A 25453-nucleotide genomic window follows, 5' to 3' on the forward strand; every position below is an offset into this window, starting at 1 on the left:
TCGGCATTTCTACCGTTGAGCGGGTCCTCCCCCACCCCCCGGGACCTCGGTGATCACCCGGAACCGCAGCAGGGCGTCCCGCGCGTCGACCAGGGCGTCATGCGCGTCGCCCGCCCGCGGCGGCAGCGGCGGCGAACCTCGGTCCTCCCATAGCTGGCGCAGTTCGCGGGTGAAGCGGGGCATCGCCCGCGGTAGTTCGGTCATCGGGCCCCACAGCTGGCACAGCACCACGTGGTCATAGGCACCGATCCAGGCCCACAACTCGATCGGCTCGTCGCCGTGGACGCCGAGGAAGTCCTCCAGATCCGAGCGGATCTGCTGACGTGAACGCCACACCGCCGACGACGGCGACGGCAGCTTGGGCAGGACATGCTTGCGGACCCACCTGCCCGCCCGGCCGGCATCGAATTCAGTTGAGACAGCGTAGTACTCACGCCCGTCCTCGGCGACGACACCGATCGAGATCAACTCGATGGTCCTGCCATCGTCGATGAACTCGGTGTCGTAGAAGTAGCGCACTAGGCAGGTTCCTTGTCGAGTTGTCGGGCGGCGGCCCGGGAACGCGGTGCCGGGGCGGCACGGATTTCGCGATCGAGTTGTTCGTTGACCTTGGCATCGTCGGGAAATCTCGGCATCCCGGCGATGGCGTCCTGCAGCCACAGTTTGGCCTGCACCACGGGTCGCCGCAGCCACCTTTCCCGCTCCAGCGCGCGATGCATCTTGTGGGGCCGGTTGGTGTAGCGCCAGCGTGCCCACGGCGCATGCGGGCGCGACAACCGGATGGCACCCACGACCAGCAGGGGCGTGACGAACATGCCGATCAGGCCGGTCCACACCTTGCCCTTGAGCAGCACGACCACGGCCAGCAGCAGGGTGAGCACCGCGATCGCGACGACGCTGGCCCGCGCGGCGAACGAGTGGTTCTCGCGCCAGATCCCGATGTCGAAGAACGACAACGGGTTGAAACCCAGGATCAGCAGGCCGGCCACCGCCACCGCGGCGAACACCGCATCCACCGACGTCCGGCCGTCCTCGCTCCAGTACACATCCTCCAAATGCAGGATCAACGCGAACTCGTCGAGCACCAGCGCAGCGCCGATTCCGAAAATGATTGCCGCCGCCGTGAATTCGGGTACTCCCCCGTCAACCGCCAAAGTCACCATCGTCACCCCGGAGATCATGACCAGGATCACGCCGATGACCACGTGGTGGATGTGCAGCCCACCCGTGCCGATGTTGCGCGGCTGCCACCACTTGCGGGGTGCATCGCTGCCCGCGTGGCTGCGGATGTACCGCACGATCGTCCGCGTGACGAAGAACGTCACGATGAAGGCGAGCAGGCAGAACGCCAGCGGCATCCGCCCCGGCGGGATGGCGAAGTCGAAGTTCAATCTGGCGGGCACGCAGAGAACCTACGCCGACGCGGCGGTGACACGGCCGGGATACCAGCCGACGCGCCGCTGCGCCCCGATAGTCTGGGCGGCAACATGAGGATTCGGCGGTCGCCCGGCGGGGCTGGTTGGGGGCCAACGCTCACTTGGAGGCTGTTTCAGCTGCTCACCGTGGCGGCACTGGGCTGGGCAGGCTGGCGGCTGCTGGGCGGGATGCCCTACCGCATCGACGTCGACGTGTACCGGATGGGCGGCCAGGCCTGGCTGGACGGCCGGGCGTTGTACGCCGACGGCGCGATGTTCGCCACCCAGGGCGGGCTGGACCTGCCGTTCACCTATCCTCCGCTGGCCGCGATCGTGTTCTCCCCCTTTGCCCTTCTGTCGCTGGACCTGGCCGGCGTCGCGATCACGATCACCACGCTGGTCCTGCTGATCGTCGCGATGACGATCGTGCTGACCGCCCTCGACGTGTGGCCGCGGAGTTCGGTCAGCACCGAGCCGGTGTGGCTGCGCCGGGCGTGGTTGGCGGCGGCGGTGGTGGCACCCGCCGTGGTCTACCTCGAGCCGATCCGGTCGAACTTCGACTTCGGCCAGATCAACGTGGTGCTGATGACGTTGGTCATCGCCGACTGCGTGCCCCGCAAGACCCCGTGGCCGCGGGGCATGCTGCTGGGCCTGGCGATCGCGCTCAAGCTCACCCCGGCCGTGTTTCTGCTGTACTTCCTGCTGCGCCGCGACACCCGGGCGTTGCTGGTCAGCACCGCGTCCGCCGTCGCCGCAACGCTCGTCGGCTTCGCGTTCGCCTGGCGCGACTCGATCGAGTACTGGACCGAAACCGTGCGCAACACCGACCGGATCGGCACCGCGACGCTGAACACGAACCAGAACATCGCGGGTGCGCTGGCTCGGCTCGGGCTGGGCGAAGGCGTCCGGTTCGTGTTGTGGACGCTGGCGTGCTTCGCGGTCTTGGCGCTGACGGTGTGGGCGGCGCGACGGGTGCTCAAAGCCGAGCCGGTGCTCGCGGTGATCTGCGTGGCGATGTTCGGCCTGGTGGTGTCGCCGGTGTCGTGGTCGCACCACTGGGTGTGGGCCCTGCCGACCGTGTTGGTGACCGGCGTGGTGGCCTATCGTCGGCGGCACGCCGCCCTGGCCGTGGTCGCCCTGGCCGGGCTGGCCCTGATGGTGTGGACGCCGATCCCGCTGATGCCCGAACACCACGAGACCGCGGCCCCGCTGTGGCGCCAGCTCGCCGGCGGTTCCTATGTGTGGTGGGCGATCGCGGTGATCGTCGCGGCGGGCACGGTCTCCGCGCACCGCCAACCGCGCGGTTCGGTGCTCGCGGAGCAGGCCACCCCGCCGGTGCCCGCGGTGAACTAGCCGGCGGCTACTTCCGGCATCCGCGCCGAGGGTTTGGCGTTTTCGTCCGCCTTGCCTTCTTTGACGTCGGCGGCGTAGAGGTCGACGTATTCCTGCCCGGACAGGCGCATGAGCTCGTACATCACCTCGTCGATCACGGCGCGCTCGATGAACCGATTACCGGCCATGCCCTCGAACCGGCTGAAGTCCATCGGCTTGCCGAACTTGACCTGGACGCGGCCGAACCGCCACATCTTGGTCCCCGGCGGGTTGACGACGTCGGTGCCGATCATCGCCACCGGGATCACCGGAACACCGGTCTGCAGGGCCAACCGCGCGAGCCCCGTCTTGCCCTTGTACAGGCGGCCGTCGGGCGACCGGGTGCCCTCGGGGTACATCCCGAGCAGCTTGCCCTCGCTCAGAATGCGTGCGGCCGTGTCCAGCGCGCTCTGAGCGCTGTCCGCGTCGGTCCGGTCGATGGGCACCTGGCCGGCCACGGTGTAGAACCACCTGGTGAACCACCCTTTGATACCGGTTCCGGTGAAGTACTCGGCCTTGGCCAGGAACGTGATCCGGCGGCTGACCACCAGGGGAAGGTAGAAACTGTCGGCCACCGCGAGGTGATTACTGGCGAGGATGGCCGGGCCTGACTGCGGAACATGCTCCAGCCCTTGCACTTTGGGCCGACCCAACAAAAACAGCAAGGGTCCCATGAAGATGTACTTGAACAGCCAATACCACATGGGGCCTCCCGGTGATCGAACACCGGCCGGTGTTCTCGGACAACTTTACCTACGTGCTGTGGATGCGACCACAGCACAGGTGCGGGCAACCGCCCGTCATTTTCGTCATTCCTCGACGGTGACGGGAATGTGCTGATAGTGGCCGGGTCCGGCACCGTTGGGCCCGCCGTCGGGGCCGTCGGGGCTGTCCGGTGGCGGCGGGCCCTGCGGCGGCGGTTCGCCCGGCCCTTCCGGGGTGTTCTCCAGGATGGCCCTGATCACCGCCAACAGCGCCACGCTGTGCTCGGCGATGACGGTCAGCAGCGGGTGCTGTTCGCCGGCGACCAGCGCCGCGAGCGCACAGACCGGGCACCACGCCTGCTGGCACTTGCCCGGGCCCGCACTGGCCGCCCGCGCGGCGGCCAGCTTCACGGCGGGGTCAAGCCGGTCCAGGATGGTCTGGGCCAACTGCCGAAGTTCCGGACCGAGGTCGGGATGTGCCCCACTCACTTCGGCCACACCTCCGGGTTCGGGCGAAACCGCACTGTCAGTTCACTCCCGCGCAGCTGCGCGTCCATCACGATGCACCGGCGCAGGACGGATGCCAGCCGGACCCGGCGGCGCAGACCGCCGGCGCCGATGATCAAGTCGTCGTCGACCCGGCCCAGCGCCAAGGCCGCCGGATCGACCTGCGGCAACTCTAGCCGCAACCGGTAGATGGCTTCGAGACCCGAGCCCGATTCCCGATCCACGATCGGGCGCAGCGGCCCCGGCGGTGGCGCGCCGTCCCTGCGGCGGGCGCTGTCGAGGAGCTCGCCCAGCGCCTTGGCTCCGATCGGTTCGCCGGCGAGGTGGGGCACCAGCACCAGTTGCACATCACCGACCGCGGAGTCGAGCTCATCGAGCACCGCCTGCTGCTCGGAGATCCGCTCGGCGTACCAGTCGAACGCGGGATGCTCGGGGAGGTTGCGGTATTCGTAGGAATCGTCCTGCACGAGAAGCTGATTGACGATCAGCTCGTCGACCCGAACACCCATCAGCGCCAGCGAGCCCAGCGTGCGCACCGCCTCGGCGGCCACCACCCGCTCGGCCGTCATCACCAGGTGCGCGCTGACCCTGGACCCGTCGGTGATCATGGCGCTGAGCCGGTCGGTCGCTGCGCCGATGCGCTCGAGCAACGCGACGACCGCCGTGGTCGCGGGGTCGTCGGCGGCGCCGGAGAGTCGCCGGTGCCGCGGCCACGCCCGCTCCAAATACAGGCCGAACGTCGCGGGCAGCGTGAGCATGCGCAGCGCGTCGGCGGTGGACGCGCAGTCGACCACCACCCGGTCCCAGTTTCCCGAGGCAGCCAGCTCGCCGACCTCATGCAGGCCGAGCACCTCCTGAATGCCCGGTAACGCCGAAAGTTCTTCTGGCGCAACACTGCCCAGATCAGATTCGGGAAACCTGGCGGACACCAGCCCGGCGACGTCGCGCCACCGGGCCTCCAGCAGCGCCAACGTGTCCAGCGCCAGCGCGTCGAGGAATCCGCCGTCATCGCCGGCTGTCCCGGTGCCCAGATCGGCCAGCACCCGGGTCGGCTCGCACAGCCCGGTGGGCGTGACGACCGTACCCAGCACGTCGCCGATGGAGTGCGCCTGGTCGGTCGAGACGATGAGCACCCGAAAACCCGCACGCGCGTCGCGCACGGCGGTGGCGGTCGCCAGCGTGGACTTGCCCACCCCGCCCTTTCCGACGAAAAGACTGATACTGGCGCCGCCCGCTTCGGCGGTATCCCTCAGCTCACTCAGCCTCGACTCGTTTCTTCAGGTCCTTCAACGCGGTGTCCGTCAGCCGCCGTTCGGCCTTCCGTTTGAGCAGACCGATCATCGGGATGATCAAGTCGACCGACAGTTCGTAGGTCACCTCTGTCCCGGATCCCTTCGGCGCCAACCGATAAGCTCCGTTCAGCGACTTCAGCAGGGAACTCGACACCAGGCTCCACGTCACCGAACGGCGGTCGGCCGGCCAGTCGTAGGACAACACCATGGTGTCTTTGAGGACGGCGGCGTCGAGCACCAGCCGAGCGGTCTTGGGATAGCCGTCCTCATCGGTCTCGAGGACCTCGGTTTCCTTGTACTCGGCGACCCAGTCCGGGTAGGAACCGATATCGGCGATGACGTCCATCACCGTCGAGGGGTCGGCATCGATGTAGATCGTCTGCGCCGTTTTGTCCGCCACTGCTTCTTTCCTGCTGAATCTTGTCGCTGGCCAAAAACTTACCCTCCCCGTCCGGGGATGGCCGAAATCTCAGGCCAGCCGCGATACGCCTACCGGACGGGTGGCCTCGAGCCGCTGCTTGACCTCGAACGCCATGTTCTTGCCCGCCACCCGGCGGGCGTGGTTCATCTTGGCAAGGTTCATCTTGGCCAGCTGCCACGCCGCGACGCCCGACGGTTCGGCGTGCAGGAAATAATGCAGGATGACGCCGTCGAGGACCGGCTCCAACCAGACCTCCATCGTGCCGGTGAGCGCGCCGGTAACGGTCCAGCGATGCCCCAGCTCGCCGCGGTCCTCCACCACGGTCAGCCGTAGGTCGGGCCACCAGCGCCGCCAACTCGCCGGATCCCCGATGTATCGACCCACCTCTACGGGGTCGGCGGCCACGAAGGTCTCGTCTGCGACCTGGATGCTGTTCATGACCTACCAGCTTCACATATGCACCCGCCCCGGCCGAGCGTGGCCGACTAGGCTGGGTACGGCAGAGTCGCCGGATTTCGAAAGGCCAGGACCGTGCGTGAGTTCAGCAGTCCCGCTACATTCACCGTAGGCGAGCACGACAATGTCGTCAGCTGTGTCTTCGAGCACGAGCGCAACGACCCCGACCACGTGATCTTCCAGCGTCTGATCGACGGGGTCTGGACCGATGTGACCTGCAAGCAGGCGGCCGAACAGATTCGTTCGGCGGCACTGGGTTTGATCGCGCGCGGGGTCAAAGCCGGTGACCGGGTGGCGTTGCTGTCGGCGACCCGCTACGAGTGGCCGATCATCGACTTCGCGATTCAGGCCGTCGGCGCGTGGACCGTGCCGATCTATGAGACCAGCTCCGCCGAGCAGGTGAAGTTCGTGCTGGAGAACTCCGGCGCGGTGCTCCTGTTCGCCGAGACCGACGCGCACGCCGACAAGCTCAGCCATCTGACCGACGAACTGCCCGAGCTGCGCGAGGTACTGCGCATCGAGACCTCGGGCACGCCCGCGCTGGAGGCGCTGGGCGAGGCGGGAAAGTCGGTGGACGCCAGGGAACTCGAAGACCGGCTGGCCGGGATCAGATCGGCCGACCCGGCGACGCTGATCTACACCTCCGGGACGACGGGCACCCCGAAGGGCTGTCAGATCACCCACTCCAACCTGGTCTACGAGATTCGCGGCGCCAAGGAGTGCTTCCCGGAGCTGCTGGACAAGGGCGAGAAGATGCTGGTCTTCCTGCCGCTGGCGCACGTGCTGGCGCGCGCGATCACGATGGGCGCATTCGCCAACAAGGTCACGCTCGGCTTCACCAGCGACATCAAGAACCTGCTGCCCACCTTCGCGGTGTTCAAGCCGACGCTGGTGGTCTCGGTGCCGCGGGTGTTCGAGAAGGTGTACAACACCGCCTTGCAGAACGCCCGCAACGACGGCAAGGGCAAGATCTTCGAGATGGCCGCCCACACCGCCATCGAGTACAGCGAGTCACTGGACACCGGCGGTCCGGGCTTGCTGCTGCGCGCCAAGCACGCGGTGTTCGACCGGTTGGTCTACGGCAAACTGCGAGCCGCGCTCGGCGGGGAATGCCGCGCCTCGATCTCAGGCGGCGCACCGCTCGGCGCGCGACTCGGCCACTTCTACCGCGGTGTCGGGCTGACCGTCTACGAGGGTTACGGCCTCACCGAGACCTGCGCCGCGATCACGGTGAACCGGGTCGACGATCTCAAGATCGGATCGGTCGGAAAATTGTTGCCCGGCAACAGCATGCGTCTCAACGAAGACAAAGAGGTGTTGGTCAAGGGCGGCGTGGTGTTCAGCGGCTACTGGCGCAACGAGGAAGAGACCAAGGCGGTGTTCTCCGACGGCTGGTTCCACACCGGCGACCTCGGCGACATCGACGACGACGGGTTCCTGACCATCATCGGCCGCAAGAAGGAGATCATCGTCACCGCCGGTGGAAAGAACGTCGCCCCGGCGATGCTCGAGGATCGGTTGCGCGCGCATCCGCTGATCAGCCAGGCGATGGCGGTCGGCGACGCCAAGCCGTTCATCGGCGCGCTGATCACCATCGACACCGAGGCCATCGAGGGCTGGAAGGATCGAAACGCCAAGAACGCCAACGCATCGGTCGCTGATCTGGCCACCGATCCCGACCTGGTCGCCGAGATCGATCTGGCCGTCAAGGAAGCCAACGAGGCGGTGTCGAAGGCCGAGGCGATCCGCAAGTTCCGCATCCTGCCCGTCGACTTCACCGAGGACACCGGTGAGCTGACGCCGACGCTGAAGGTCAAGCGCAAAGTGGTGGCCGAGAAGTTCGCCGCCGACATCGAGGCGATCTACGACACGTAGTGGTTTGGGCGTGGTTTGTCACGCTCAGCGTGACCAACCAGCCGAAACCGCTAGAGCAACGCGGCAAGCCGGCGGGCCTGGGTGCGCCACTGCCAGTTGTCCAGCACCCAGCGGCGCCCGGCGGCGCCCATGCGGGCCGCGCGGTCCGGCTCGGCCAACAGGTCGCCGACGGCCGCGGCGATGGCGCCGACGTCCCAGCCGTCGACCACGACCCCGGTTTCGCCGTCGCGCACGGTTTCGGGCGCGCCGCCCGATCGGCCCGCCACCACCGGAACTCCCGTCGCCGACGCCTCCAGGTACACGATGCCCAGGCCCTCGACGTCCAGCCCCGCGCCACGGGTGCGACACGGCATCGCGAACACGTCGGCCATCGCATGGTGGGCGGGCAGTTCGTCGTCGGGCACGCCGTCGGTGAAGATCACGTGCTGGGCGACACCGAAGCTGTGCGCCAAGCGGCGCAGCGACGACCCGTAGGGGCCGCCGCCCACGATGACCAACGCGGCGCCGTGCACCCGCTGCCGGATGGCGGGCAGCGCCCGGATCAGCATGTCCTGGCCCTTGCGCGGCACCAGCCGCGACACGCACACCACCACCGGGCGATCGCCGAGCCGGTAGCGGGCGCGCAGCTCGGCACGCGCCACCTCGTCGGGCGCGAACCGGTCGGTGTCCACGCCCGGCGGCAGGTGTTCGAGCGCGGCGTCCGGCCCGAACGCCGATGCGAACCGGTTCCTGGTGTAACCGCTGACATAGGTCACGACGTCAACGCTGGATCCGATGCGGCGCAACGCGGTTCGCGCCAGCGGCAGCATCGACCACCCGACTTCGTGGCCGTGGGTGCTGGCCAGTATCCGGGTGGCGCCGCTGTGGCGGGCCAGCGGAGCCATCAGCGCCAGCGGCGCCGCCGCACCGAACCAGACCGTGTCCGCCCGGTGACGTTCGATGAGCTTTCGCATGCGCGCCATCACGGTGGGCTCCGGAAGCATCAGGGTGCCGGGATGACGCACCACCGTGTAGCCGGTCACCGCGGCCGCCCGGTCGAACGCGTCGCTGCCCTTCCACTTCGGCGCGTACACGGTCAGCGTGTGCTCCCCCGCCGCCACCAGGTGGGTGACCAGCTCATGCAGGTACGACTGGATGCCACCCCGCCGCGGTGGAAAGTCGTTGGTGACCAACAAGACCCGGCTCACGCCGTCACATCCATTGTCGCCATCGCACCATGACCGATTGCGGGTCCTCACCCAGGACCTCACGCAGCGCCGTCGCCGTGTCGGTGTGGCCGTGGCCGCACGCGCGCAGATAGAGCTCGCGCAGTGTGGCGACGCCGTACTCGTCGGCGACGAACCGGCTGAACAGCCACGCCCGGTCATAAGCCGCGGAGCGCTGCGGACCCGCCAGTTCAGCGTCGGTGGGCAGCGTCGCGTTCACGGCGCGAGACGGCGCGCCGGCTGGGCGCGCGACGAAGTCCGCGACACCTTCGGTGAGCCACTGCGGCGCGTCAGCCGCCGTCTGCGCCCGTGCCGCATAGTGAAACAGCTCGTGGCGCAACACGATTCGCAGTGCCTCGTCGCTCATGCCACCGGCGTCCGGGGCGAACATGATCCGCTCGGCGGTGGTGGTGGCGGCGGTGTGGGAGTCCCCGCCTCCCACGGCCGCGAACTGCTCGGCGCTTCCGGCGGCCACCACGACGATCTCGCGCGGCCAGCCGTCGCCCCAGAACGTGCTGACCGCCGCCGCGGCCTCGTCCATCTCGGCGGCGACACGCGACAACAACGGCTCGGTGTTCCCGCCGAGGCCGATCAGCCGCACGGTGCGGCCGTCGCGCAGAGGCCGGCTGGTCGCCGTCGCGCTCGGGGTGGTCAGCGACGCCGGCGCGGCCACCACCGGGCCCGACGCGCTGTCGACACGGCCCACCAGCAGCAGGGCGCAGAGCAGTTCGGCGACGAGAAGGGCGCCCAGGGTTTTTCTGCTCCTGGCGTGCGCCCGACGATCAGTACCGGCGGACGTTGTAGATCGGCGCATTGTTCACCGGGGCGACTCGCACCGGCGTGCCGTAGGTGGAGGCGTGCACCATCATGCCGTCTCCGATGTAGATCGCCGAGTGCGACGCGTCGGAGTAGTAGTTGACCACGTCGCCCGGCTGCATCTGGTCCACCGACACCGGTTGACCGCCTCGGGCCAGCGCCTGGCTGGAGTGCGGCAACGAGATGCCGGCCTGCTGGAACGCCCACATCACCAGCCCGGAGCAGTCGAAGGCGTTGGGTCCGGAGCCGCCCCACGAGTACGGCGAGCCGATGCGGCTCAGCGCCGCCTGGATGACGGTTCCGGAGTGCCCGCCGACCGGCGGGGCCATGTCACCGGGCGGGATAGCGCCCGGCGCGGGCGGTGCGGCCACGATCGCGGGATCGCCACCCGGCGCGGGTGCGCGCACCGGAGGCGCCGGCGGTATCGCGGCGAGCTCCTCGCGCTGGCGCGGGGTGAGGGCCTCGTACTGAGACTTGACGATCGCGATCTGGACCTGCAGTTGGCTCTGCTTGGACTGCAGATCCGCGCGCACCGCGGCGGCCTGTTCTGCCGCGGTCTTGGCCTCCGCGGCCGATTTCGCCGACGCCTGCTCGGCGAGCGCGGCCTTCTGGCCGGTCTCGCGGAAGTTCTTCATCTGAGCCGACATCTCGGCGGCCATCACCCGCTGCACCGAGAGCTGATCGATCAGTCCCTGCGGCGAGGAAGCGGTCAGCATGGCGTCCATACCGTCGGTCCTGCCGCCCATGTACTCGGCTGCAGCGACCTTGTTGACCGCCGTTTGGAAGGTTGCCAGCCGGGCTCTGGCCGACTCGAGCATGGCGGCGTCGGCGGCGTGCTTGGCCTCGGCCGCATGCTGGGCTGCCAGCTTGTTGTCCAGGTCCAGCTGCGCCGAATGCATTGCCTCGGTTGTGCGTTCGGCCTCGCGGGAAAGTTCCTGAAGCTTCGCCAGCGCATCCTCTGCGGGGTCGGCGTGCACAACGCCGGCGAGCATGCCGAAAGCGATTGCCAGACTCGCTATCGCGCCTACGACCGGTCTACGCAATCGCGACAAGACACGCGCGGGCACCTGGATGCGATCGAGCCTCAAGATTGTGCGTCCTCAAACTTCCGTAACGAAGCCGCTTCGAACTGCGTTTAGGTCTCAGTCAGGTTACGAAACGGCATCGGCGTTGTCCAACGAAGACGCCAAATTTAACAGTTCCGACGGTCTTGTTTTCCACGCCCGTCGTCCGCGCGTGTCCTCAAGCCACCCCCGAATCACCGCGACGGTGAATCGGTACCAGCCGCAGACGCGGCGCCAGCCCCGCATCGGCAAGCACCTCCAGCGCTCGGCGCTCGTCATCGAGCAACGTCTCGGGTGCGCCGAGCAAGACGCTGACCACGCAGTCCTGACAACCTGGCCCGCGTACCGCGCAGTCGTCGCAGTCGATCCTCACCGTGCCCATGAACACTCCTCTCGGTCGGTGTTGGGCCGACGGTATCGGCAGGCACCGACAACTTCCCCGCGCCGGGGACGCGCGAGGTGGCCGCGAGGTGGCAAAGCGCCGGGAATGCGCTGGCAACGCATGTGGCAACGGGTAGTGATGCGCGTGGCAACCCGCCGCTGTCGGTGCCCTTGCCTACCGTCAGCGCCATGGGCCAGCTCAGCTTCGCTGATGTCGATCCGCTGGCGGAGCTGTCGTTGCGGGAAACCACCTTCGTGGTCGTCGACCTCGAAACCACCGGCGGGCGCGCCAGCGGCGACGGGTGCGACGCGATCACCGAGATCGGGGCCGTCAAGGTCCGCGGCGGCGCGGTGCTCGGCGAGTTGGCCACCCTGGTGGATCCGGGTCGCAGCATTCCGCCGCAGATCGTGGCGCTGACCGGGATCACCACCGCGATGGTGTGCGACGCTCCCCGGATCGAGACGGTGCTGCCGGCGTTTCTCGAGTTCGCCCGCGGCGCCGTGCTGGTCGCCCACAATGCGGGCTTCGACATCGGGTTTCTGCGGGCGGCCGCCGAACGCTGCGACATCGTGTGGCCGAGGCCTCCCGTGTTGTGCACGGTGAGGCTGGCGCGCCGGGTGCTGACGCGCGAAGAGGCGCCCAGCGTGCGGCTGTCGGCGCTGGCGCGGCTGTTCGGCGCGTCGACCACCCCGACACACCGCGCCCTCGACGATGCCCGCGCCACCGTCGACGTCCTGCACGGGCTGATCGAACGCGTCGGCAACCAGGGCGTGCAGACCTACCCCGAGTTGCGCGCCTACCGTCCCGACGTGACCCCGGCGCAGCGCCGCAACCGACACCTGGCCGCGGCGCTGCCGCACCGGCCCGGGGTGTACCTGTTCCGTGGGCCGGGCGGCGAGGTGCTCTATGTCGGCACCGCCAAGAACCTGCGTCGCCGCGTCGGCCAGTACTTCAACGGGGCGGACCCACGCACCCGGATCAAGGAGATGGCGTCGCTGGCCACCGCGGTCGACCACGTCGAGTGCGCGCACGACCTGGAGGCCGGCGTGCGCGAACTCCGACTGCTCGCCGCGCACGCACCGCCGTACAACCGGCGGTCGAAGTTTCCGCACCGGTGGTGGTGGGTGGTGCTCACCGACGAGCCGTTTCCCCGCTTCTCGGCGGTGCGTGTGCCCAAACACGACCGGGCGGTGGGCCCGTTTCGGACCCGCGCCGACGCCGTCGACACCGCGGCCCTGCTGGCCCGCTTCACCGGGGTGCGCACCTGCACCAAACGGCTGGGCCGCACCGCGCTGCACGGCCCGCACTGTCCTGACCGCGAGGTGTCCCCGTGTCCCGCGCCGCGGGATGTCGATGCCGCCGAGTACGCCGACGCCGTGCGGCGCGCCGCCGATCTCATCGAGGGCCGCGACAGCAGCACGCTGGCGAAAGTGGTGGCCCACATCGGTGATCTGGCCGAACGGAACCGGTACGAAACCGCCGCGCGGCTGCGCGATCACGCCGCCACCGCCATCGAGGTGTTGTGGCGCGGCCAACGGTTGCGCGCGCTGGCCGCCGTCCGCGAAATGGTGGCCGCGCGCCCCGACGGCTCCGGCGGATGGCAGCTGGCGGTGCTGCGCAGCGGCCAGTTGGCCGCGGCGGGCAATGCGCCGCGCGGTGTTCCGCCGATGCCGGTGATCGACGCGATCTGCGCGGGCGCGCAGACCGTCATCGCGACGCCCGCGCCGTTGGGCGGGGCGCTGGTCGAGGAGGTGGGGCTGATCGCGCGCTGGCTGGGCTCACCCGGGGTGCGCATCGTGCGGGCCGAGCCGGGCTACTGCTCACCGCTGGGGGCGGCAGGCCAGTGGGCGGGCTGGTCGGCGACGGCCCGGTCGGCGCGGCTGGCCGCCGAGCAGACCGTGGCGGCCGAATTCGAGGACGCCTCAGAGCTTTTGGGAGAACCGCACCCAACGCGCGAGCAGCTGTTCGGCCGCCCCCGAGTCGATCGCCTCGGCGGCCCTGGCGAGCCCCGACTCCCACGCAGGCACCCATTTGGCGTCGCTGGCTAGTCCGGCATGGGCCACCAACGCGCCGGCGGCGTTGAGCACCACGGCATCTCGCACCGCACCCTTGGCGCCGCCGAGCACCGCGCGCACCTCGGCGGCGTTGGTCTCCGCGTCGCCGCCGACCAACTCGGAGATCTCCGCACGGGCGAACCCGAACGCGGCGGGGTCGAACGTCAGCCGCTCCACGGTGCCTGCCTGCACCCGCCAGATGGTGCTCGTCGTCGTGGTGGTCAGCTCGTCGAGGCCGTCGTCGCCGTGCACGACGAGCGCGCTGGCGCCCCGAGTGGCGAACACGCCCGCCATCACCTCCGCCAGGTCACCCCATGCGCAACCGATCAGCCCCGCGCGGGGTGAGGCCGGGTTGGTCAGCGGCCCAAGCAGGTTGAAGACCGTCGGCACGCCCAGTTCGCGGCGCACCGCCCCGGCGTGCCGGTACGACGGATGGAACTGGGGCGCGAACGCGAACCCGATCCCGACCTCGGCGACGCTGCGCGCCACATCGTCGGGTCCGAGGTCGATGCGCACGCCGAGCGCTTCGAGCGTGTCGGCCCCGCCGGACAACGACGACGCCGCCCGGTTGCCGTGCTTGATCACCTTGACGCCCGCCGCGGCCACCACGATCGACGCCATGGTGGACAGGTTGACGGTGTTGGCGCCGTCGCCGCCGGTGCCGACCACGTCGACGGTGTCGGTGCCGATCACGTCCGTGGGCACCCGGCGCGCGTGTTTGAGCATGGTGTCGGCCAGCTCGGTCACCTCCGCGGCCGTCGGGCGCTTCATCCGCATCGACACGCCGAAGGCGGCGATCTGTGCCGGAGTGGCCACGCCGGTCATGATCTGGTCCATCGCCCAAGCGGCCTGACCGGGCGCGAGCGCTTGACCAGTGGTCAACCGGCCGAGGATCAGCGGCCACGTCGGGGTCTCGGCGGACCCGGACGGCTGGGCTCTTGAAGACGTCACCGCCAGATTATGCCCAATACGTCGACCCGGGTGGAGTTCGACAACTACAAAGCGTCATACTTGCTCTTGTGACGAGTGCTGTAGGTGCTTCCGGAACCGCTATCACGTCGCGAGTACATTCGCTGAACCGGCCGAACATGGTCAGTGTCGGCACCATTGTGTGGCTTTCCAGTGAGCTGATGTTCTTTGCTGGGCTGTTCGCAATGTACTTCACGGCACGTTCGCAGGCGGGCGGTGAGTGGCCACCGCCGCCCACCGAGCTGAACCTGGTGCAGGCCGTGCCGGTCACCTTGGTGCTGATCGCGTCGTCGTTCACCTGTCAGATGGGCGTGTTCGCCGCCGAGCGCGGCGACGTGTTCGGGCTGCGCAGGTGGTACGTCGTCACCTTCCTGATGGGCTTGTTCTTCGTCCTGGGGCAGGGCTACGAGTACATCCACCTGGTCCAGCACGGCACCACCATCTCCAGCAGCGCATACGGCTCGGTGTTCTACCTGGCCACCGGATTCCACGGCCTGCACGTGATCGGCGGTTTGGTCGCCTTCATCTTCCTGCTCGCCCGAACCCGGATGAGCAAGTTCACCCCGGCGCAGGCCACCGCGTCGATCGTCGTGTCCTACTACTGGCACTTCGTCGACATCGTGTGGATCGCCCTGTTCGCGACTATTTACTTCGTCCGATGATCGGCTCAGCCGATATGTCCGTTGATCGGCCCGGCCGACGTGGACCGATAAGAAAAGGGGTTCGATGACCGACAAGTCGCGCCGTCGGCTGCGCCGGCGTCTGTCCGGAGCCGTGCTGCTGCTTCTTGGACTGGCCGTCGCGGGTGGCCTCGCCGCAACTCTGACGCCACAGCCTCAGGTGGCCGTCGCCGACGAGTCGCAGTCGGCCCTGCTGCGCACCGGCAAGCAGTTGTTCGACACGTCGTGTGTCACCTGCCACGGCGCCAACCTCCAGGGGGTGCCCGACCGCGGGCCGAGCCTTATCGGCGTCGGCGAGGCGGCGGTGTACTTCCAGGTGTCCACCGGGCGCATGCCCGCGATGCGCGGTGAGGCCCAGGCCCCGAAGAAGCCCCCGCTGTTCGACGAGGCCCAGATCGACGCGCTCGGCGCCTACGTGCAGGCCAACGGCGGCGGGCCGCTGGTGCCTCGCGACGAGAACGGCCAGATCGCTGACGCGTCGCTGATCGGTGACAACGTCGCGCGCGGCGGCACCCTGTTCCGGCTGAACTGCGCGTCGTGCCACAACTTCACCGGCAAGGGCGGTGCGCTGTCGTCGGGCAAGTACGCCCCCGATCTGGGTAGCGCGAACCCGGCGCAGATCTACACGGCGATGGTGACCGGTCCGCAGAACATGCCCAAGTTCTCCGACCGGCAGCTGAGCCCTGAGGAGAAGCGCGACATCGTCGCCTACGTCCGCGAATCGGCGGAAGCCCCCAGCTACGGCGGCTACGGGCTGGGCGGTTTCGGTCCGGCGCCGGAGGGCATGGCGGCATGGATTATCGGCATGGTGGCCGTCATCGCTGCGGCCCTCTGGATCGGAGCACGAGCATGACCGACTCAGAAGATCAGCCCAAGGGCACCGACGTCCCCGGTCACAGGGGCGAACCCGGCCAGCCCAGCGCCGCCGAACTCGCGGCGATGTCGCGCGAGGAGCTGGTCGCGCTCGGCGGCAGGCTCGACGGGGTCGAGGCGGTCTTCAAAGAGGACCGCTGGCCGGTCAAGGGCACCAGGGCCGAAAAACGCGCCGAACGTCTGGTCGCGTATTGGCTTATGCTGGGCGGCGTTTCGGGGCTGGCGCTGCTGCTGGTGTTCCTGTTCTGGCCGTGGGAGTGGAAGCCGACCGGCTCCGAGGGCGTTTTCGTCTACAGCCTGACCACCCCGCTCTACGGGTTGACGTTCGGGCTGTCGATCCTGTCCATCGGCGTCGGCGCGGTGCTGTACCAGAAAAAGTTCATCCCGCAGGAGATCTCCATCCAGGAGCGCCACGACGGCGCCTCCCCCGAACTGCACCGCAAGACCGTGGCGGCCAACCTCACGGATGCGCTCGAGGGCTCAACCATCAAGCGGCGCAAGCTGATCGGCATGTCGCTGGGTGTCGGGCTCGGCGCGTTCGGCCTCGGAACGCTGGTGGCGTTCGCCGGTGGCTTGATCAAGAACCCGTGGAAACCGGTGGTGGACACCGCCGAAGGCAAGAAGGCGGTGCTGTGGACGTCGGGGTGGACGCCGCGCTTCAAGGGCGAGACCATCTATCTGGCCCGCGCCGTCGGAGATGACGGATTGGGACCGTTCATCAAGATGCGCCCGGAGGACATCGACGCCGGCGGCATGGAGACGGTGTTCCCGTGGCGTGAATCCGACGGCGACGGCACCACCGTCGAGTCGGCACACCGCCTCGCCGAGATCTCCATGGGCGTGCGCAACCCGGTGATGCTGATCAGGATCAAGCCGCAGGACCTGCCCAGGGTCGTCAAGCGCAAGAACCAGGAGAGCTTCAACTTCGGCGACCTGTTCGCCTACACCAAGGTCTGTTCGCACTTGGGTTGTCCCTCTTCGCTATACGAGCAGCAGACCTACCGCATCCTGTGCCCGTGTCACCAGTCGCAGTTCGACGCGCTGCACTTTGCGAAGCCCATCTTCGGTCCGGCCGCGCGGGCGTTGGCGCAGCTGCCGATCACCATCGACTCCGAGGGGTACCTCGTCGCCAACGGTGACTTCATCGAGCCCGTCGGTCCGGCCTTTTGGGAACGGAGGACAGAATGAGTCCGAGATTGCCGAAACCTCCGAGCATGGCCGAGTTGGCCGCCAAACAGGGCGACGACATCGACTCGCGCTACCACCCTTCGGCGGCGGTGCGGCGGCAGCTGAACAAGGTCTTCCCCACCCACTGGTCGTTCCTGCTGGGCGAGATCGCGCTGTACAGCTTCATCATCCTGCTGATCACCGGCGTGTACCTGACCCTGTTCTTCGACCCGTCGATGGCCGAGGTCACCTACAACGGCGTCTACCAACCGCTGCGCGGCATCCAGATGTCGAAGGCCTACGAATCGACGCTCGACATCAGCTTCGAGGTGCGCGGCGGCTTGTTCGTGCGGCAGGTTCACCACTGGGCCGCACTGCTTTTCGCCGCGGCGATCATGGTGCACCTGGCCCGCATCTTCTTCACCGGCGCGTTCCGGCGCCCGCGTGAGGCGAACTGGGTGATCGGCGCACTGTTGCTGATCCTGGCCATGTTCGAGGGCTACTTCGGCTACTCGCTGCCCGACGACCTGCTGTCGGGCATCGGCCTGCGGGCGGCGCTATCGTCGATCACGCTCGGCATGCCGGTCATCGGCACCTGGCTGCACTGGGCGCTGTTCGGCGGCGACTACCCTTGCGGCGGGGTGGGATACCTGTGTACCCAGGACGGTTACTGGATCCCGCGGATGTATGCCCTGCATATCCTGCTGATCCCGGGCATCATGCTGGCGCTCATCGGTTTGCACCTCGCGCTGGTGTGGTTCCAGAAGCACACCCAGTTCCCGGGCCCCGGCCGCACCGAGACGAATGTCGTTGGCGTGCGGGTGATGCCGGTGTTCGCGGTGAAGTCGGGCGCGTTCTTCGCGATGACCACCGGCATTCTGGGCCTGATGGGTGGGTTACTGACCATCAACCCGGTCTGGAACCTCGGGCCCTACAAGCCATCCCAGATCTCGGCGGGCAGCCAGCCGGACTTCTACATGATGTGGACGGAAGGGCTGGCGCGTATCTGGCCCGCGTGGGAGTTCTACATCGGCAACTACACGATCCCGGCGTCGGTGTGGGTGGCCGTGATCATGGGGCTGATCTTCGTGCTGCTGATCATCTATCCGTTCATCGAGAAGAAACTCACCGGCGACGACGCGCACCACAACCTGCTGCAGCGCCCGCGGGACGTTCCTGTGCGTACCGCGGTCGGCTCGGCGGCCGTCGCGTTCTACATGCTGCTGACGCTGTGCGCGATGAACGACATCATCGCGTTCAAGTTCCACATCTCGCTCAACGCGACGACGTGGATCGGGCGCATCGGCATGGTGGTGCTGCCTGCGATCGTCTACTACATCGCCTACCGGTGGGCCGTGGGTCTGCAGCGCAGCGACCGCGAGGTGCTCGAGCACGGCATCGAGACCGGCATCATCAAGCGGCTGCCGCACGGTGCCTACATCGAGTTGCACCAGCCGCTCGGCCCGGTCGACGAGCACGGTCATCCGATTCCGTTGGAGTACCAGGGCGCTGCGGTGCCCAAGCGGATGAACAAGCTCGGCTCGGGCGGCGAGCCCGGCAGCGGCAGCTTCCTGTTCCCGGATCCGATCTCCGAACACGAGGCCCTGGAGGCGGCCGCACACGCCGCGGAACGCAGAGCGCTCACCGCGCTGCGCGAACACCAGGAGAGTCTCGACGGTTCCTCCGGCAACGGGCAGAACGGGCACCACTGACGCCCGGCCACTGACTGCGCGAAACGCGAAAGTCCCCAACACATTCGGTGTGTTGGGGACTTTCGCGTCAGCGCACCTGTGGGTCAGAGGCCAGGCTTATGCGCTGGCTTATGCGCCGGCCTATGCGCCCTTATGCACTGAATTCTGCACCACGGTCGTGCCGCGGTGTGTCATCACAGCCCTGAGGTAGAAACTCGCGCACACCTCGCGCGCACCACGGGCATCGCCGCGTGGACACCCGGCGCACCGCGACGCTATGCGGCCTCGGCCACCGTGTGCAGCTCACGCAGGAAGTACCACGGCGCGACGGGCATCGCGACCGTGACGAGGCCGGCCAGCACGTAGAACACCCATGCGGCCACGTTGCTGTCGACGGCCATCAGATAGGTGGCCACCCCGATCGCCACCATCGCGACGCCGATCGCACAGGCCATCACCAGCGCGTAGCGCAGCCAGAGCTGGTCGACGGCCGCCTCCATCGGGGTCGGGGTCGCCGTGCGCTGCATGCGTGGGGCGGCGTAGTCGGCGGTGGCGGCCGCGCTGAGCGACTGAAGCTTCTCGGTCGGCGCCTCCGCGCCGCGGGCGGGCGGCGCGGCCTCGCTCGGGCCGGACGGCTCGTCGGCGGGCGCGGCGGGCCGGGCGTCGGCCGACGCCTCGCGGCGGGCCCGCATCAGCAGCGGAACGGCGCCGGCGATCACCAGGGCGGACACCGCGATGATGAGGTACAGCACCCAGGGCGTGCCGGAGTCGCCGGTGGGCTCGGCGTGCCCGCGGCCCAGGTTGACCAGGGCCACCGTGGCGGCGACCCCGGTCCCCAGCGCGATGAGCCAGATGGCCGCGCACGCGCCCAGCAGGATGCGGTCGATTTGGTCGAGCTCGGCGGGGTCCAGCCCTGCGGTCAGCCGGGATCGGCCCGCCGAATCGGTGTCATATGTCATCAGCAGCTCGTCTGTGCAGCGTTGTTGGTGTTGGAGGACAGCACCGTGCCGTCGCTCGTGGTGATCGAGCAGTTGAGCCTGCTGACCAAGAAGAGGCTGGATGCCTGCACCGAGCCGACCTCGGACTGCGAGATCGGTGTCACGGTCAGCGACCACGGGATGTAGACGTTGCGCTGGGTGCGGCTGCGGCCGGCGGCATCGATGTAGGTCACGGTGATGATGTCGCCGGGCGCCTTGGTGCCCGTCACCGAATACGTCACCTGCCGCGGACCCGCCTGCGTGGTCGTTGGCGGGGCTGGCGGCGGCGTGGTCTCCGGCGCCGGCGGCGGCGCTTCGGGGGTGGGTTCCGGGGCCGGCGGCGGTGGCGGTGGCGGCTCCTGCGTCACCGTCACGGTCTCCGGCGGCGGTGGTGGCGGCGGCTCCGTCGTCGGCGGTGGCGGCGGCGGGGTGGTCGTGGTGATCTCGTCCTGTATCGGCGGTGGCGGCGTCTTGGTGGACGTCTCGGGGGTGGCCATGTTGCTGGTGTCGGTGCGGGTTACCAGGACCGACACGGACACGACGAGCGCGATGGCGGCGATGATGGCCGCAACACCCACCACCCAGGGCCACCGGGGCGGCGGAGGCGGTTCGACCAGGTCGGTCTGCTCGTAGCTGTCGTAGTCGTACAGCGACGCGTCAGGGGGTACGTAGGGGCCGCTGGTGAACTGCTCGGACTCTGGCGCGGAGTACGCCTGCGAGTAGAAATCCGTCTGATCGGTATCGGAAGCGCCGGGCTGGTCGGAGGCCGGTTGGCTGCCCGGCTCTTGACCTCCGAAATCCGAACCTTCGTTATCCGGGGGATTCGGCCCGCTCATGTACGCCTATCCTTCTCGACTACTCAATCGGCGCGGGGTTCTTCCTGGCCGTAAGCGGCTCGACCGTGCCTCGGCAACATTACCCAAACGCGAAACGTCGATGAGCCCGACCGCGCGGTAAGCCGACAAAGTGGTGGCCCGATTGTGACCTTTTGGGTGCCGTCGACCCGACGTCGATCAGTGCTTTTCCGGGCCGGTGTAGTACTCGAACACCAGGCCGGCCACGGACGTGATCACGAAGCAGACCCCGGCCACGATCAGCCACGGCAGCCACAGGGCCAGCCCGACGGCGGCGACCGAGGCCGACAGCGCGATCATCACCGGCCACCAGCTGTGCGGGGCGTAGAAGCCCAACTCCCCCGCACCGTCGCTGATCTCGGCGTCCTCGTAATCCTCGGGGCGGGTGTCCAGGCGCCGCGCCACGAACCGGAAGAAGGTGCCGGTGATCAGGGTCAGCCCGGCGGTCATCACCAGCGCCGTCGTGCCTGCCCACTCCACGCCGCCGGGGCCGAACAGATGGGTCAGGGTCCCGTAGACGATCGCGGACAGCACGAAGAACGCGGTCAGGAACTCGAACAACCTGGCTTCGAGATGCATCTCTGGCCCTACCCCTACTTGTTGCTGGCGTCGGCGATCGGCGGTGCCTGCTCGCCGCGGCGGACGTCGAACGGCCTCGTGGTGATCGCCGTCGGTGGCTGGTTGATCGCCCTGAGCGCCTCGGCGTTGGTCGCGCCGTCGATGCGCTGCTGCAGGTACGCCTTGAAGTCGTTGGGCTCCACCACCCGCAGTTCGAAGTTCATCATCGCGTGGTAGGTGCCGCACATCTCCGCGCAACGGCCCACGAACGCGCCGGTCTTGTTGATCTCGCTGACCTGGAACGTGTAGTCGGAGTTGTTGGCCTCCGGGTTGGGCATCACGTCGCGTTTGAACAGGAACTCGGGGATCCAGAACGCGTGGATGACGTCGGCGGAGGCGATCTGGAACTCGACGCGCTTGCCGACGGGCAACACCAGCACCGGGATCTCGTGGGAGGTACCCAGGGTCTCGACCTTGTCGAAGTTCAGGTAGGTGCGGTCCTCGGGGTTCTTACCCGCGATCGTGCCGTACTCGCCGCCGTGCGGGCCCTCCAGGCCCTCGGGACCCGACGCCACCGCGGCCTTGCGCTCCGGGTCGGCGCCGTCGTAGGTGAAGGTGCCGTCGGCGAAATCGACCTTCTGGTAGCCGAACTTCCAGTTCCACTGGAACGCCGTGACGTCGACGATGACCTCGGGGTTGGGCTCCTCGTGCAGCATCTTCTCCTGCACCACCACGGTGAAGTAGAACAACACCGAGATGATCAGGAACGGCACGACCGTCAGCACCAGCTCCAGCGGCATGTTGTAGCCGAACTGGCGCGGCAACTCCGTGTCGGTCTTCTTCTTCCGGTGGAACGCGGCGCTCCAGAAGACCAGGCCCCACACGATCGAACCGACCACCAGAGACGCGATCACCGAACCGATCCACAGCTCCCGGTTCAGGTGCGCCTCCGGGGTGATGCCCTTAGGCCAGCCGAGGCCTAAAACGTCAGACCAGCTGCAGCCGCTGAGCAGCAGTGCCGTGCCACCCAGGACGACCGACAACGCCGCCACCCGGAACACGCGAGGTGTCACGCTGGAGCCTCCCTAGAAGTCGTGAGCCAGGCCGAATACTACGCAGCGTAGACCACGACCGGGTGCTGGTCTCGACGCACCTCGGTATTCGGCATACTGGCGCCGTGTGCGGACTGTTGGCCGTGGTGCGTAATCCGTCCGCAGATGTGCCATCTGGCCTGGTCGACGAGGTTTCTGCGGCCGCTCACCTGATGCGCCACCGTGGGCCGGACGAGCCGGGCGCGTGGGTCGACGACCCGCGGCGCCCCGTGAGCGTGCTCGGATTCAACCGGTTGTCGATCATCGACATCGCGCACAGCCACCAGCCGTTGCGCTGGGGCCCGCCGGAGTCCCCTGACCGCTACGTCCTGGTGTTCAACGGGGAGATCTACAACTACCTGGAACTCCGGGAGGCGCTGCGCGCCGAGTTCGGCGTGGTGTTCGCCACAGACGGCGACAGCGAGGTCATCATCGCCGCCTATCACCATTGGGGCACCGGGGCGCTGAACCGGCTGCGGGGCATGTTCGCGTTCGCGCTGTGGGACACGGTGCAAAACGAGATGTTCTGCGCCAGAGACCCGTTCGGCATCAAACCCCTGTTCATGGCGACCGGCCCGGGCGGCACCGTGGTGGGCAGCGAGAAGAAGTGCCTGCTGGAACTCGCCGACACGCTCGGCGTCGACCAGACCCTGGATCCGCGTGCGCTGCAGCACTACACCGTGCTGCAGTACGTGCCCGAGCCCGAGACGCTGCAGCGCGGGGTGCGCAGGCTGGAGTCGGGCAGCTACGCGCGGGTGCGGCCCGGCGGGACGCCGCAGGTGACGCGCTACTTCACGCCGCGGTTCACCCCGGTGCCGTTCCGCGCCGGCGAGGAGCAGGCCCGCTACGACGAGATCACGGCGGTACTCGAGGATTCGGTCGCCAAGCACATGCGGGCCGATGTCACGGTGGGCGCATTCCTGTCCGGCGGTATCGATTCCACCGCCATCGCCGCGCTGGCCATGCGCCACAACCCGCGGCTGATCACCTTCACCACCGGCTTCGAACGCGAGGGGTTCTCCGAGGTCGACGTGGCGGTCGCGTCGGCCGAGGCGATCGGCGCCCGGCACGTCACCAAGGTGGTGAGCCAGACCGAGTTCGTCCACGCGCTTCCCGAAATCGTGTGGTACCTCGACGAACCCGTGGCCGACCCGGCGCTGGTGCCGTTGTTCTTCATCGCCCGCGAAGCCCGCAAGCACGTGAAGGTGGTGCTGTCCGGCGAAGGCGCCGACGAGCTGTTCGGCGGCTACACCATCTACCGGGAACCTTTGTCGCTGCGCGCTTTTGACTACCTCCCCCGGCCGGTGCGACGGTCGCTCGGCAGGGCGTCGCGCCCGCTGCCCGAAGGGATGCGCGGCAAGAGCCTGCTGCACCGCGGATCGCTCACGCTCGAGGAGCGCTACTACGGCAACGCCCGCAGTTTCTCCGACGAGCAGTTGCGCGCCGTGCTGCCGGGTTTCCGCGAGGAGTGGACGCACACCGACATCACCGCACCGCTCTACGCCGCGTCGAAGGGCGCCGACCCGGTGGCGCGCATGCAGCACATCGACCTGTTCACCTGGCTGCGCGGCGACATCCTGGTCAAGGCCGACAAGATGACCATGGCCAATTCGCTGGAGCTGCGGGTGCCGTTCCTGGACCCCGAGGTGTTCGCGGTGGCCTCACGACTGCCGTTCGACCAGAAGATCACCCGTGCCACCACAAAGTACGCGCTGCGACGCGCGTTGGAACCGATCGTGCCTGCGCACGTGCTCAACCGGCCGAAACTGGGCTTTCCCGTACCGATCAGGCACTGGCTGCGGGCCGGAGACCTGCTGGACTGGGCGCACGCGATGGTGGGCTCGTCGCAGGCCGGTGAGCTCATCGACCTGGCCGCCGTGCGCACCATGCTCGACGAACACCGCAGCGGCACAAGCGATCACAGCCGCCGGCTGTGGACGGTGCTGATCTTTTTACTGTGGCACGCGATCTTCGTCGAGCGCAGCATCACCCCACAGATCAGCGAGCCGACCTACCCGGTCCAGCTGTGAGACCGGCTACTTGGCGAGCGCCTTGTTGATCTCCTGGGCCGCCTCGGCGCCGTAGGCGTCGGTGAGGCGCTGCACCGCCTCGTCGCGGTTCCATGTCCACTCCTGCGGCCCCGGCGCCTCGAACACCAGCACCGCGACCAACGACGCCAGCTGCGCGGAGCGCTCCAGGCCCAGGCCCGCGCTGCGCCCGGTGAGGAAACCCGCCCGGAACGCGTCGCCGATCCCGGTCGGATCGGCCTGACACTTCTCGGGTACGACGTCGACGTGGATGAACTGCCCGTCCGAGCTGACCAGGTCGACCCCTTTGGGCCCCAAAGTCGTGACGCGCAAACCGATCTGGCTCATCACCTGGGCCTCGCTCCAGCCGCTCTTCTGCAGCAGGAGGTCCCACTCGTAGTCGTTGGTGAACAGGTAGGTGGCGCCGTTGATCAACCGGCGGATCTCCTCCCCGTTCAGCCTGGCCAGCTGCTGCGACGGATCGGCGGCGAACGCCAACCCCAGCTTGCGGCACTCCTCGGTGTGCAAGAACATCGCGTCGGGGTCGTTGGCGCCGATGATGACCAGTTCCGGTGTGCCTACCCGCTTCACGACGTCGGCCAGCGAGATGTTGCGGGCCTCCGACATCGCGCCCGGGTAGAACGACGCGATCTGCGCCATGTCGTCGTCGGTCGTGCACACGAACCGGGCGGTGTAGGCGGAGTCGGAGATCAGCACGCTGTCGCAGTCGACCCCCACCTGCTGGAGCCAGACGCGATAGTCGTCGAAGTCCTGACCGGCCGCGCCGATCAGCGCCACGTCCCCGCCGAGCACACCGACCGCGTAGGCCATGTTCCCGGCGACGCCGCCGCGGTGGATCACCAGATCGTCGACCAGAAAGCTCAGCGACACCTTCTGCAGGTGATCGGCCAGCAGCTGTTCAGAGAACCGGCCGGGGAACCTCATCAGATGGTCGGTCGCAATGGATCCGGTCACCGCAATGGTCACGAATCGTCACCCTTCAT

The 25453-nt window shown here is 68.2% G+C and carries 24 protein-coding genes and 1 pseudogene; 8 read left to right on the plus strand and 17 right to left on the minus strand.

The window, feature by feature from the left end; translation table 11 throughout:
• Nucleotides 1-9: 9 nt before the first annotated feature.
• The gene (locus MELE44368_RS01030; RefSeq protein ID WP_128106759.1) at nt 10-519 is read right to left on the minus strand and encodes a polyadenylate-specific 3'-exoribonuclease AS; all 510 of its coding nucleotides are present in this window, start codon (nt 517-519) and stop codon (nt 10-12) included.
• Nucleotides 519-1358: a hypothetical protein gene (locus MELE44368_RS01035; protein WP_164890007.1), complete on the minus strand. Its 840-nt coding sequence runs from the start codon at nt 1356-1358 to the stop codon at nt 519-521. Before MELE44368_RS01035 ends, MELE44368_RS01030 begins: the two co-directional genes overlap by 1 nt.
• A gap of 129 nt (nt 1359-1487) precedes the next feature.
• Between MELE44368_RS01035 and MELE44368_RS01040 the strand changes: the two genes are divergently transcribed.
• Nucleotides 1488-2768: a glycosyltransferase 87 family protein gene (locus MELE44368_RS01040; protein WP_128106761.1), complete on the plus strand. Its 1281-nt coding sequence runs from the start codon at nt 1488-1490 to the stop codon at nt 2766-2768.
• Here MELE44368_RS01040 and MELE44368_RS01045 read toward each other — a convergent pair.
• The 5 genes from MELE44368_RS01045 to MELE44368_RS01065 form a co-directional block, all read right to left on the minus strand.
• On the minus strand, nt 2765-3490 hold the full coding sequence (locus MELE44368_RS01045; RefSeq protein WP_128106762.1) for a lysophospholipid acyltransferase family protein: 726 nt from the start codon (nt 3488-3490) through the stop codon (nt 2765-2767). The two genes, MELE44368_RS01040 and MELE44368_RS01045, sit on opposite strands and share 4 nt — an antisense overlap.
• A gap of 105 nt (nt 3491-3595) precedes the next feature.
• Nucleotides 3596-3979 (minus strand): hypothetical protein, encoded by a 384-nt coding sequence (locus tag MELE44368_RS01050; RefSeq protein ID WP_128106763.1) that lies wholly within the window; start codon nt 3977-3979, stop codon nt 3596-3598.
• Nucleotides 3976-5250, minus strand: coding sequence for an ArsA family ATPase (locus MELE44368_RS01055; RefSeq protein ID WP_206613648.1), 1275 nt, complete (start codon nt 5248-5250; stop codon nt 3976-3978). Before MELE44368_RS01055 ends, MELE44368_RS01050 begins: the two co-directional genes overlap by 4 nt.
• Nucleotide 5251: 1 nt before the next feature.
• Nucleotides 5252-5689 (minus strand): SRPBCC family protein, encoded by a 438-nt coding sequence (locus MELE44368_RS01060; protein ID WP_064919655.1) that lies wholly within the window; start codon nt 5687-5689, stop codon nt 5252-5254.
• 69 nt (nt 5690-5758) lie between these two features.
• Complete coding sequence (locus MELE44368_RS01065) at nt 5759-6148, minus strand: polyketide cyclase / dehydrase and lipid transport (protein ID WP_128106765.1); 390 nt, start codon at nt 6146-6148, stop codon at nt 5759-5761.
• 93 nt (nt 6149-6241) lie between these two features.
• On the opposite strand from MELE44368_RS01065, the gene MELE44368_RS01070 reads away from it, so the two are divergent.
• Nucleotides 6242-8041, plus strand: a complete 1800-nt coding sequence (locus MELE44368_RS01070; protein WP_128106766.1) for an AMP-dependent synthetase/ligase — start codon at nt 6242-6244, stop codon at nt 8039-8041.
• A 50-nt stretch (nt 8042-8091) separates the two neighbouring features.
• Here MELE44368_RS01070 and MELE44368_RS01075 read toward each other — a convergent pair whose 3' ends face one another.
• From MELE44368_RS01075 to MELE44368_RS01090, 4 genes are all read right to left on the minus strand, one after another.
• Complete coding sequence (locus MELE44368_RS01075; protein WP_128106767.1) at nt 8092-9228, minus strand: glycosyltransferase family 4 protein; 1137 nt, start codon at nt 9226-9228, stop codon at nt 8092-8094.
• 4 nt (nt 9229-9232) lie between these two features.
• On the minus strand, nt 9233-10060 hold the full coding sequence (locus MELE44368_RS01080) for a peptidase (protein ID WP_128106768.1): 828 nt from the start codon (nt 10058-10060) through the stop codon (nt 9233-9235).
• Nucleotides 10029-11150: a peptidoglycan hydrolase RipC gene (ripC, locus tag MELE44368_RS01085; protein ID WP_409366087.1), complete on the minus strand. Its 1122-nt coding sequence runs from the start codon at nt 11148-11150 to the stop codon at nt 10029-10031. The genes MELE44368_RS01080 and ripC overlap by 32 nt, the downstream gene beginning before the upstream one ends.
• Before the next feature lie 154 nt (nt 11151-11304).
• A complete protein-coding gene (locus MELE44368_RS01090; protein WP_046753969.1) occupies nt 11305-11508 on the minus strand; it encodes a hypothetical protein in 204 nt (67 codons plus the stop codon).
• Nucleotides 11509-11696: 188 nt separating this feature from the next.
• On the opposite strand from MELE44368_RS01090, the pseudogene MELE44368_RS01095 reads away from it, so the two are divergent.
• Nucleotides 11697-13493: pseudogene (locus tag MELE44368_RS01095) on the plus strand (DEDD exonuclease domain-containing protein); the annotation flags it as partial.
• Here MELE44368_RS01095 and trpD read toward each other — a convergent pair.
• Entirely contained in the window at nt 13431-14513 is a 1083-nt protein-coding gene (gene trpD, locus MELE44368_RS01100; protein ID WP_164889995.1) for an anthranilate phosphoribosyltransferase, read from the minus strand. The pseudogene MELE44368_RS01095 and the gene trpD overlap by 63 nt on opposite strands.
• A gap of 68 nt (nt 14514-14581) precedes the next feature.
• Between trpD and ctaE the strand changes: the two genes are divergently transcribed.
• The 4 genes from ctaE to qcrB all read left to right on the plus strand — a co-directional run bounded on the left by ctaE (nt 14582) and on the right by qcrB (nt 18963).
• Entirely contained in the window at nt 14582-15193 is a 612-nt protein-coding gene (ctaE, locus tag MELE44368_RS01105) for an aa3-type cytochrome oxidase subunit III (protein WP_128106771.1), read from the plus strand.
• Between the two features lie 64 nt (nt 15194-15257).
• Complete coding sequence (qcrC, locus tag MELE44368_RS01110; RefSeq protein ID WP_128106772.1) at nt 15258-16064, plus strand: cytochrome bc1 complex diheme cytochrome c subunit; 807 nt, start codon at nt 15258-15260, stop codon at nt 16062-16064.
• A complete protein-coding gene (gene qcrA / locus MELE44368_RS01115; protein ID WP_128106773.1) occupies nt 16061-17272 on the plus strand; it encodes a cytochrome bc1 complex Rieske iron-sulfur subunit in 1212 nt (403 codons plus the stop codon). The genes qcrC and qcrA overlap by 4 nt, the downstream gene beginning before the upstream one ends.
• Nucleotides 17269-18963 carry a cytochrome bc1 complex cytochrome b subunit gene (gene qcrB / locus MELE44368_RS01120; RefSeq protein ID WP_128106774.1) on the plus strand — a complete coding sequence of 565 codons (1695 nt, stop codon included), beginning with the start codon at nt 17269-17271 and terminating at the stop codon, nt 18961-18963. Before qcrA ends, qcrB begins: the two co-directional genes overlap by 4 nt.
• 254 nt (nt 18964-19217) lie before the next feature.
• Here qcrB and MELE44368_RS01125 read toward each other — a convergent pair whose 3' ends face one another.
• The 4 genes from MELE44368_RS01125 to ctaC form a co-directional block, all read right to left on the minus strand.
• Nucleotides 19218-19901 carry a DUF2561 family protein gene (locus tag MELE44368_RS01125; RefSeq protein ID WP_128106775.1) on the minus strand — a complete coding sequence of 228 codons (684 nt, stop codon included), beginning with the start codon at nt 19899-19901 and terminating at the stop codon, nt 19218-19220.
• Complete coding sequence (locus MELE44368_RS01130; protein ID WP_128106776.1) at nt 19901-20755, minus strand: MmpS family transport accessory protein; 855 nt, start codon at nt 20753-20755, stop codon at nt 19901-19903. Before MELE44368_RS01130 ends, MELE44368_RS01125 begins: the two co-directional genes overlap by 1 nt.
• 177 nt (nt 20756-20932) lie before the next feature.
• The gene (locus tag MELE44368_RS01135; protein WP_128106777.1) at nt 20933-21352 is read right to left on the minus strand and encodes a cytochrome c oxidase subunit 4; all 420 of its coding nucleotides are present in this window, start codon (nt 21350-21352) and stop codon (nt 20933-20935) included.
• Nucleotides 21353-21366: 14 nt separating this feature from the next.
• Nucleotides 21367-22404 carry an aa3-type cytochrome oxidase subunit II gene (gene ctaC / locus MELE44368_RS01140; RefSeq protein WP_128106778.1) on the minus strand — a complete coding sequence of 346 codons (1038 nt, stop codon included), beginning with the start codon at nt 22402-22404 and terminating at the stop codon, nt 21367-21369.
• 104 nt (nt 22405-22508) lie between these two features.
• Here ctaC and asnB point away from each other — a divergent pair, with 104 nt between their 5' ends.
• A complete protein-coding gene (asnB, locus tag MELE44368_RS01145; RefSeq protein ID WP_128106779.1) occupies nt 22509-24452 on the plus strand; it encodes an asparagine synthase (glutamine-hydrolyzing) in 1944 nt (647 codons plus the stop codon).
• Between the two features lie 6 nt (nt 24453-24458).
• Here the strand turns inward: asnB and MELE44368_RS01150 are convergent, their stop codons facing one another.
• Nucleotides 24459-25436, minus strand: coding sequence for a carbohydrate kinase family protein (locus MELE44368_RS01150; protein ID WP_128106780.1), 978 nt, complete (start codon nt 25434-25436; stop codon nt 24459-24461).
• Between the last annotated feature and the right edge of the window lie 17 nt (nt 25437-25453).

Source organism: Mycolicibacterium elephantis DSM 44368, assembly GCF_004014805.1.
GTDB classification, from domain to species: Bacteria; Actinomycetota; Actinomycetes; order Mycobacteriales; family Mycobacteriaceae; genus Mycobacterium; species Mycobacterium elephantis.

Bases quoted from the DNA above. Each gene is read 5' to 3' on its own strand.
- MELE44368_RS01090 (WP_046753969.1), bottom strand. From the start codon at position 11,508: ATGGGCACGGTGAGGATCGACTGCGACGACTGCGCGGTACGCGGGCCA.
- MELE44368_RS01045 (WP_128106762.1), bottom strand. From the start codon at position 3,490: ATGTGGTATTGGCTGTTCAAGTACATCTTCATGGGACCCTTGCTGTTT.
- MELE44368_RS01125 (WP_128106775.1), bottom strand. From the start codon at position 19,901: ATGACATATGACACCGATTCGGCGGGCCGATCCCGGCTGACCGCAGGG.
- qcrA (WP_128106773.1), top strand. From the start codon at position 16,061: ATGACCGACTCAGAAGATCAGCCCAAGGGCACCGACGTCCCCGGTCAC.
- MELE44368_RS01130 (WP_128106776.1), bottom strand. From the start codon at position 20,755: ATGAGCGGGCCGAATCCCCCGGATAACGAAGGTTCGGATTTCGGAGGT.
- MELE44368_RS01035 (WP_164890007.1), bottom strand. From the start codon at position 1,358: ATGCCGCTGGCGTTCTGCCTGCTCGCCTTCATCGTGACGTTCTTCGTC.
- MELE44368_RS01040 (WP_128106761.1), top strand. From the start codon at position 1,488: ATGAGGATTCGGCGGTCGCCCGGCGGGGCTGGTTGGGGGCCAACGCTC.
- MELE44368_RS01065 (WP_128106765.1), bottom strand. From the start codon at position 6,148: ATGAACAGCATCCAGGTCGCAGACGAGACCTTCGTGGCCGCCGACCCC.
- MELE44368_RS01135 (WP_128106777.1), bottom strand. From the start codon at position 21,352: ATGCATCTCGAAGCCAGGTTGTTCGAGTTCCTGACCGCGTTCTTCGTG.
- qcrC (WP_128106772.1), top strand. From the start codon at position 15,258: ATGACCGACAAGTCGCGCCGTCGGCTGCGCCGGCGTCTGTCCGGAGCC.
- MELE44368_RS01080 (WP_128106768.1), bottom strand. From the start codon at position 10,060: ATGCGCCGATCTACAACGTCCGCCGGTACTGATCGTCGGGCGCACGCC.
- qcrB (WP_128106774.1), top strand. From the start codon at position 17,269: ATGAGTCCGAGATTGCCGAAACCTCCGAGCATGGCCGAGTTGGCCGCC.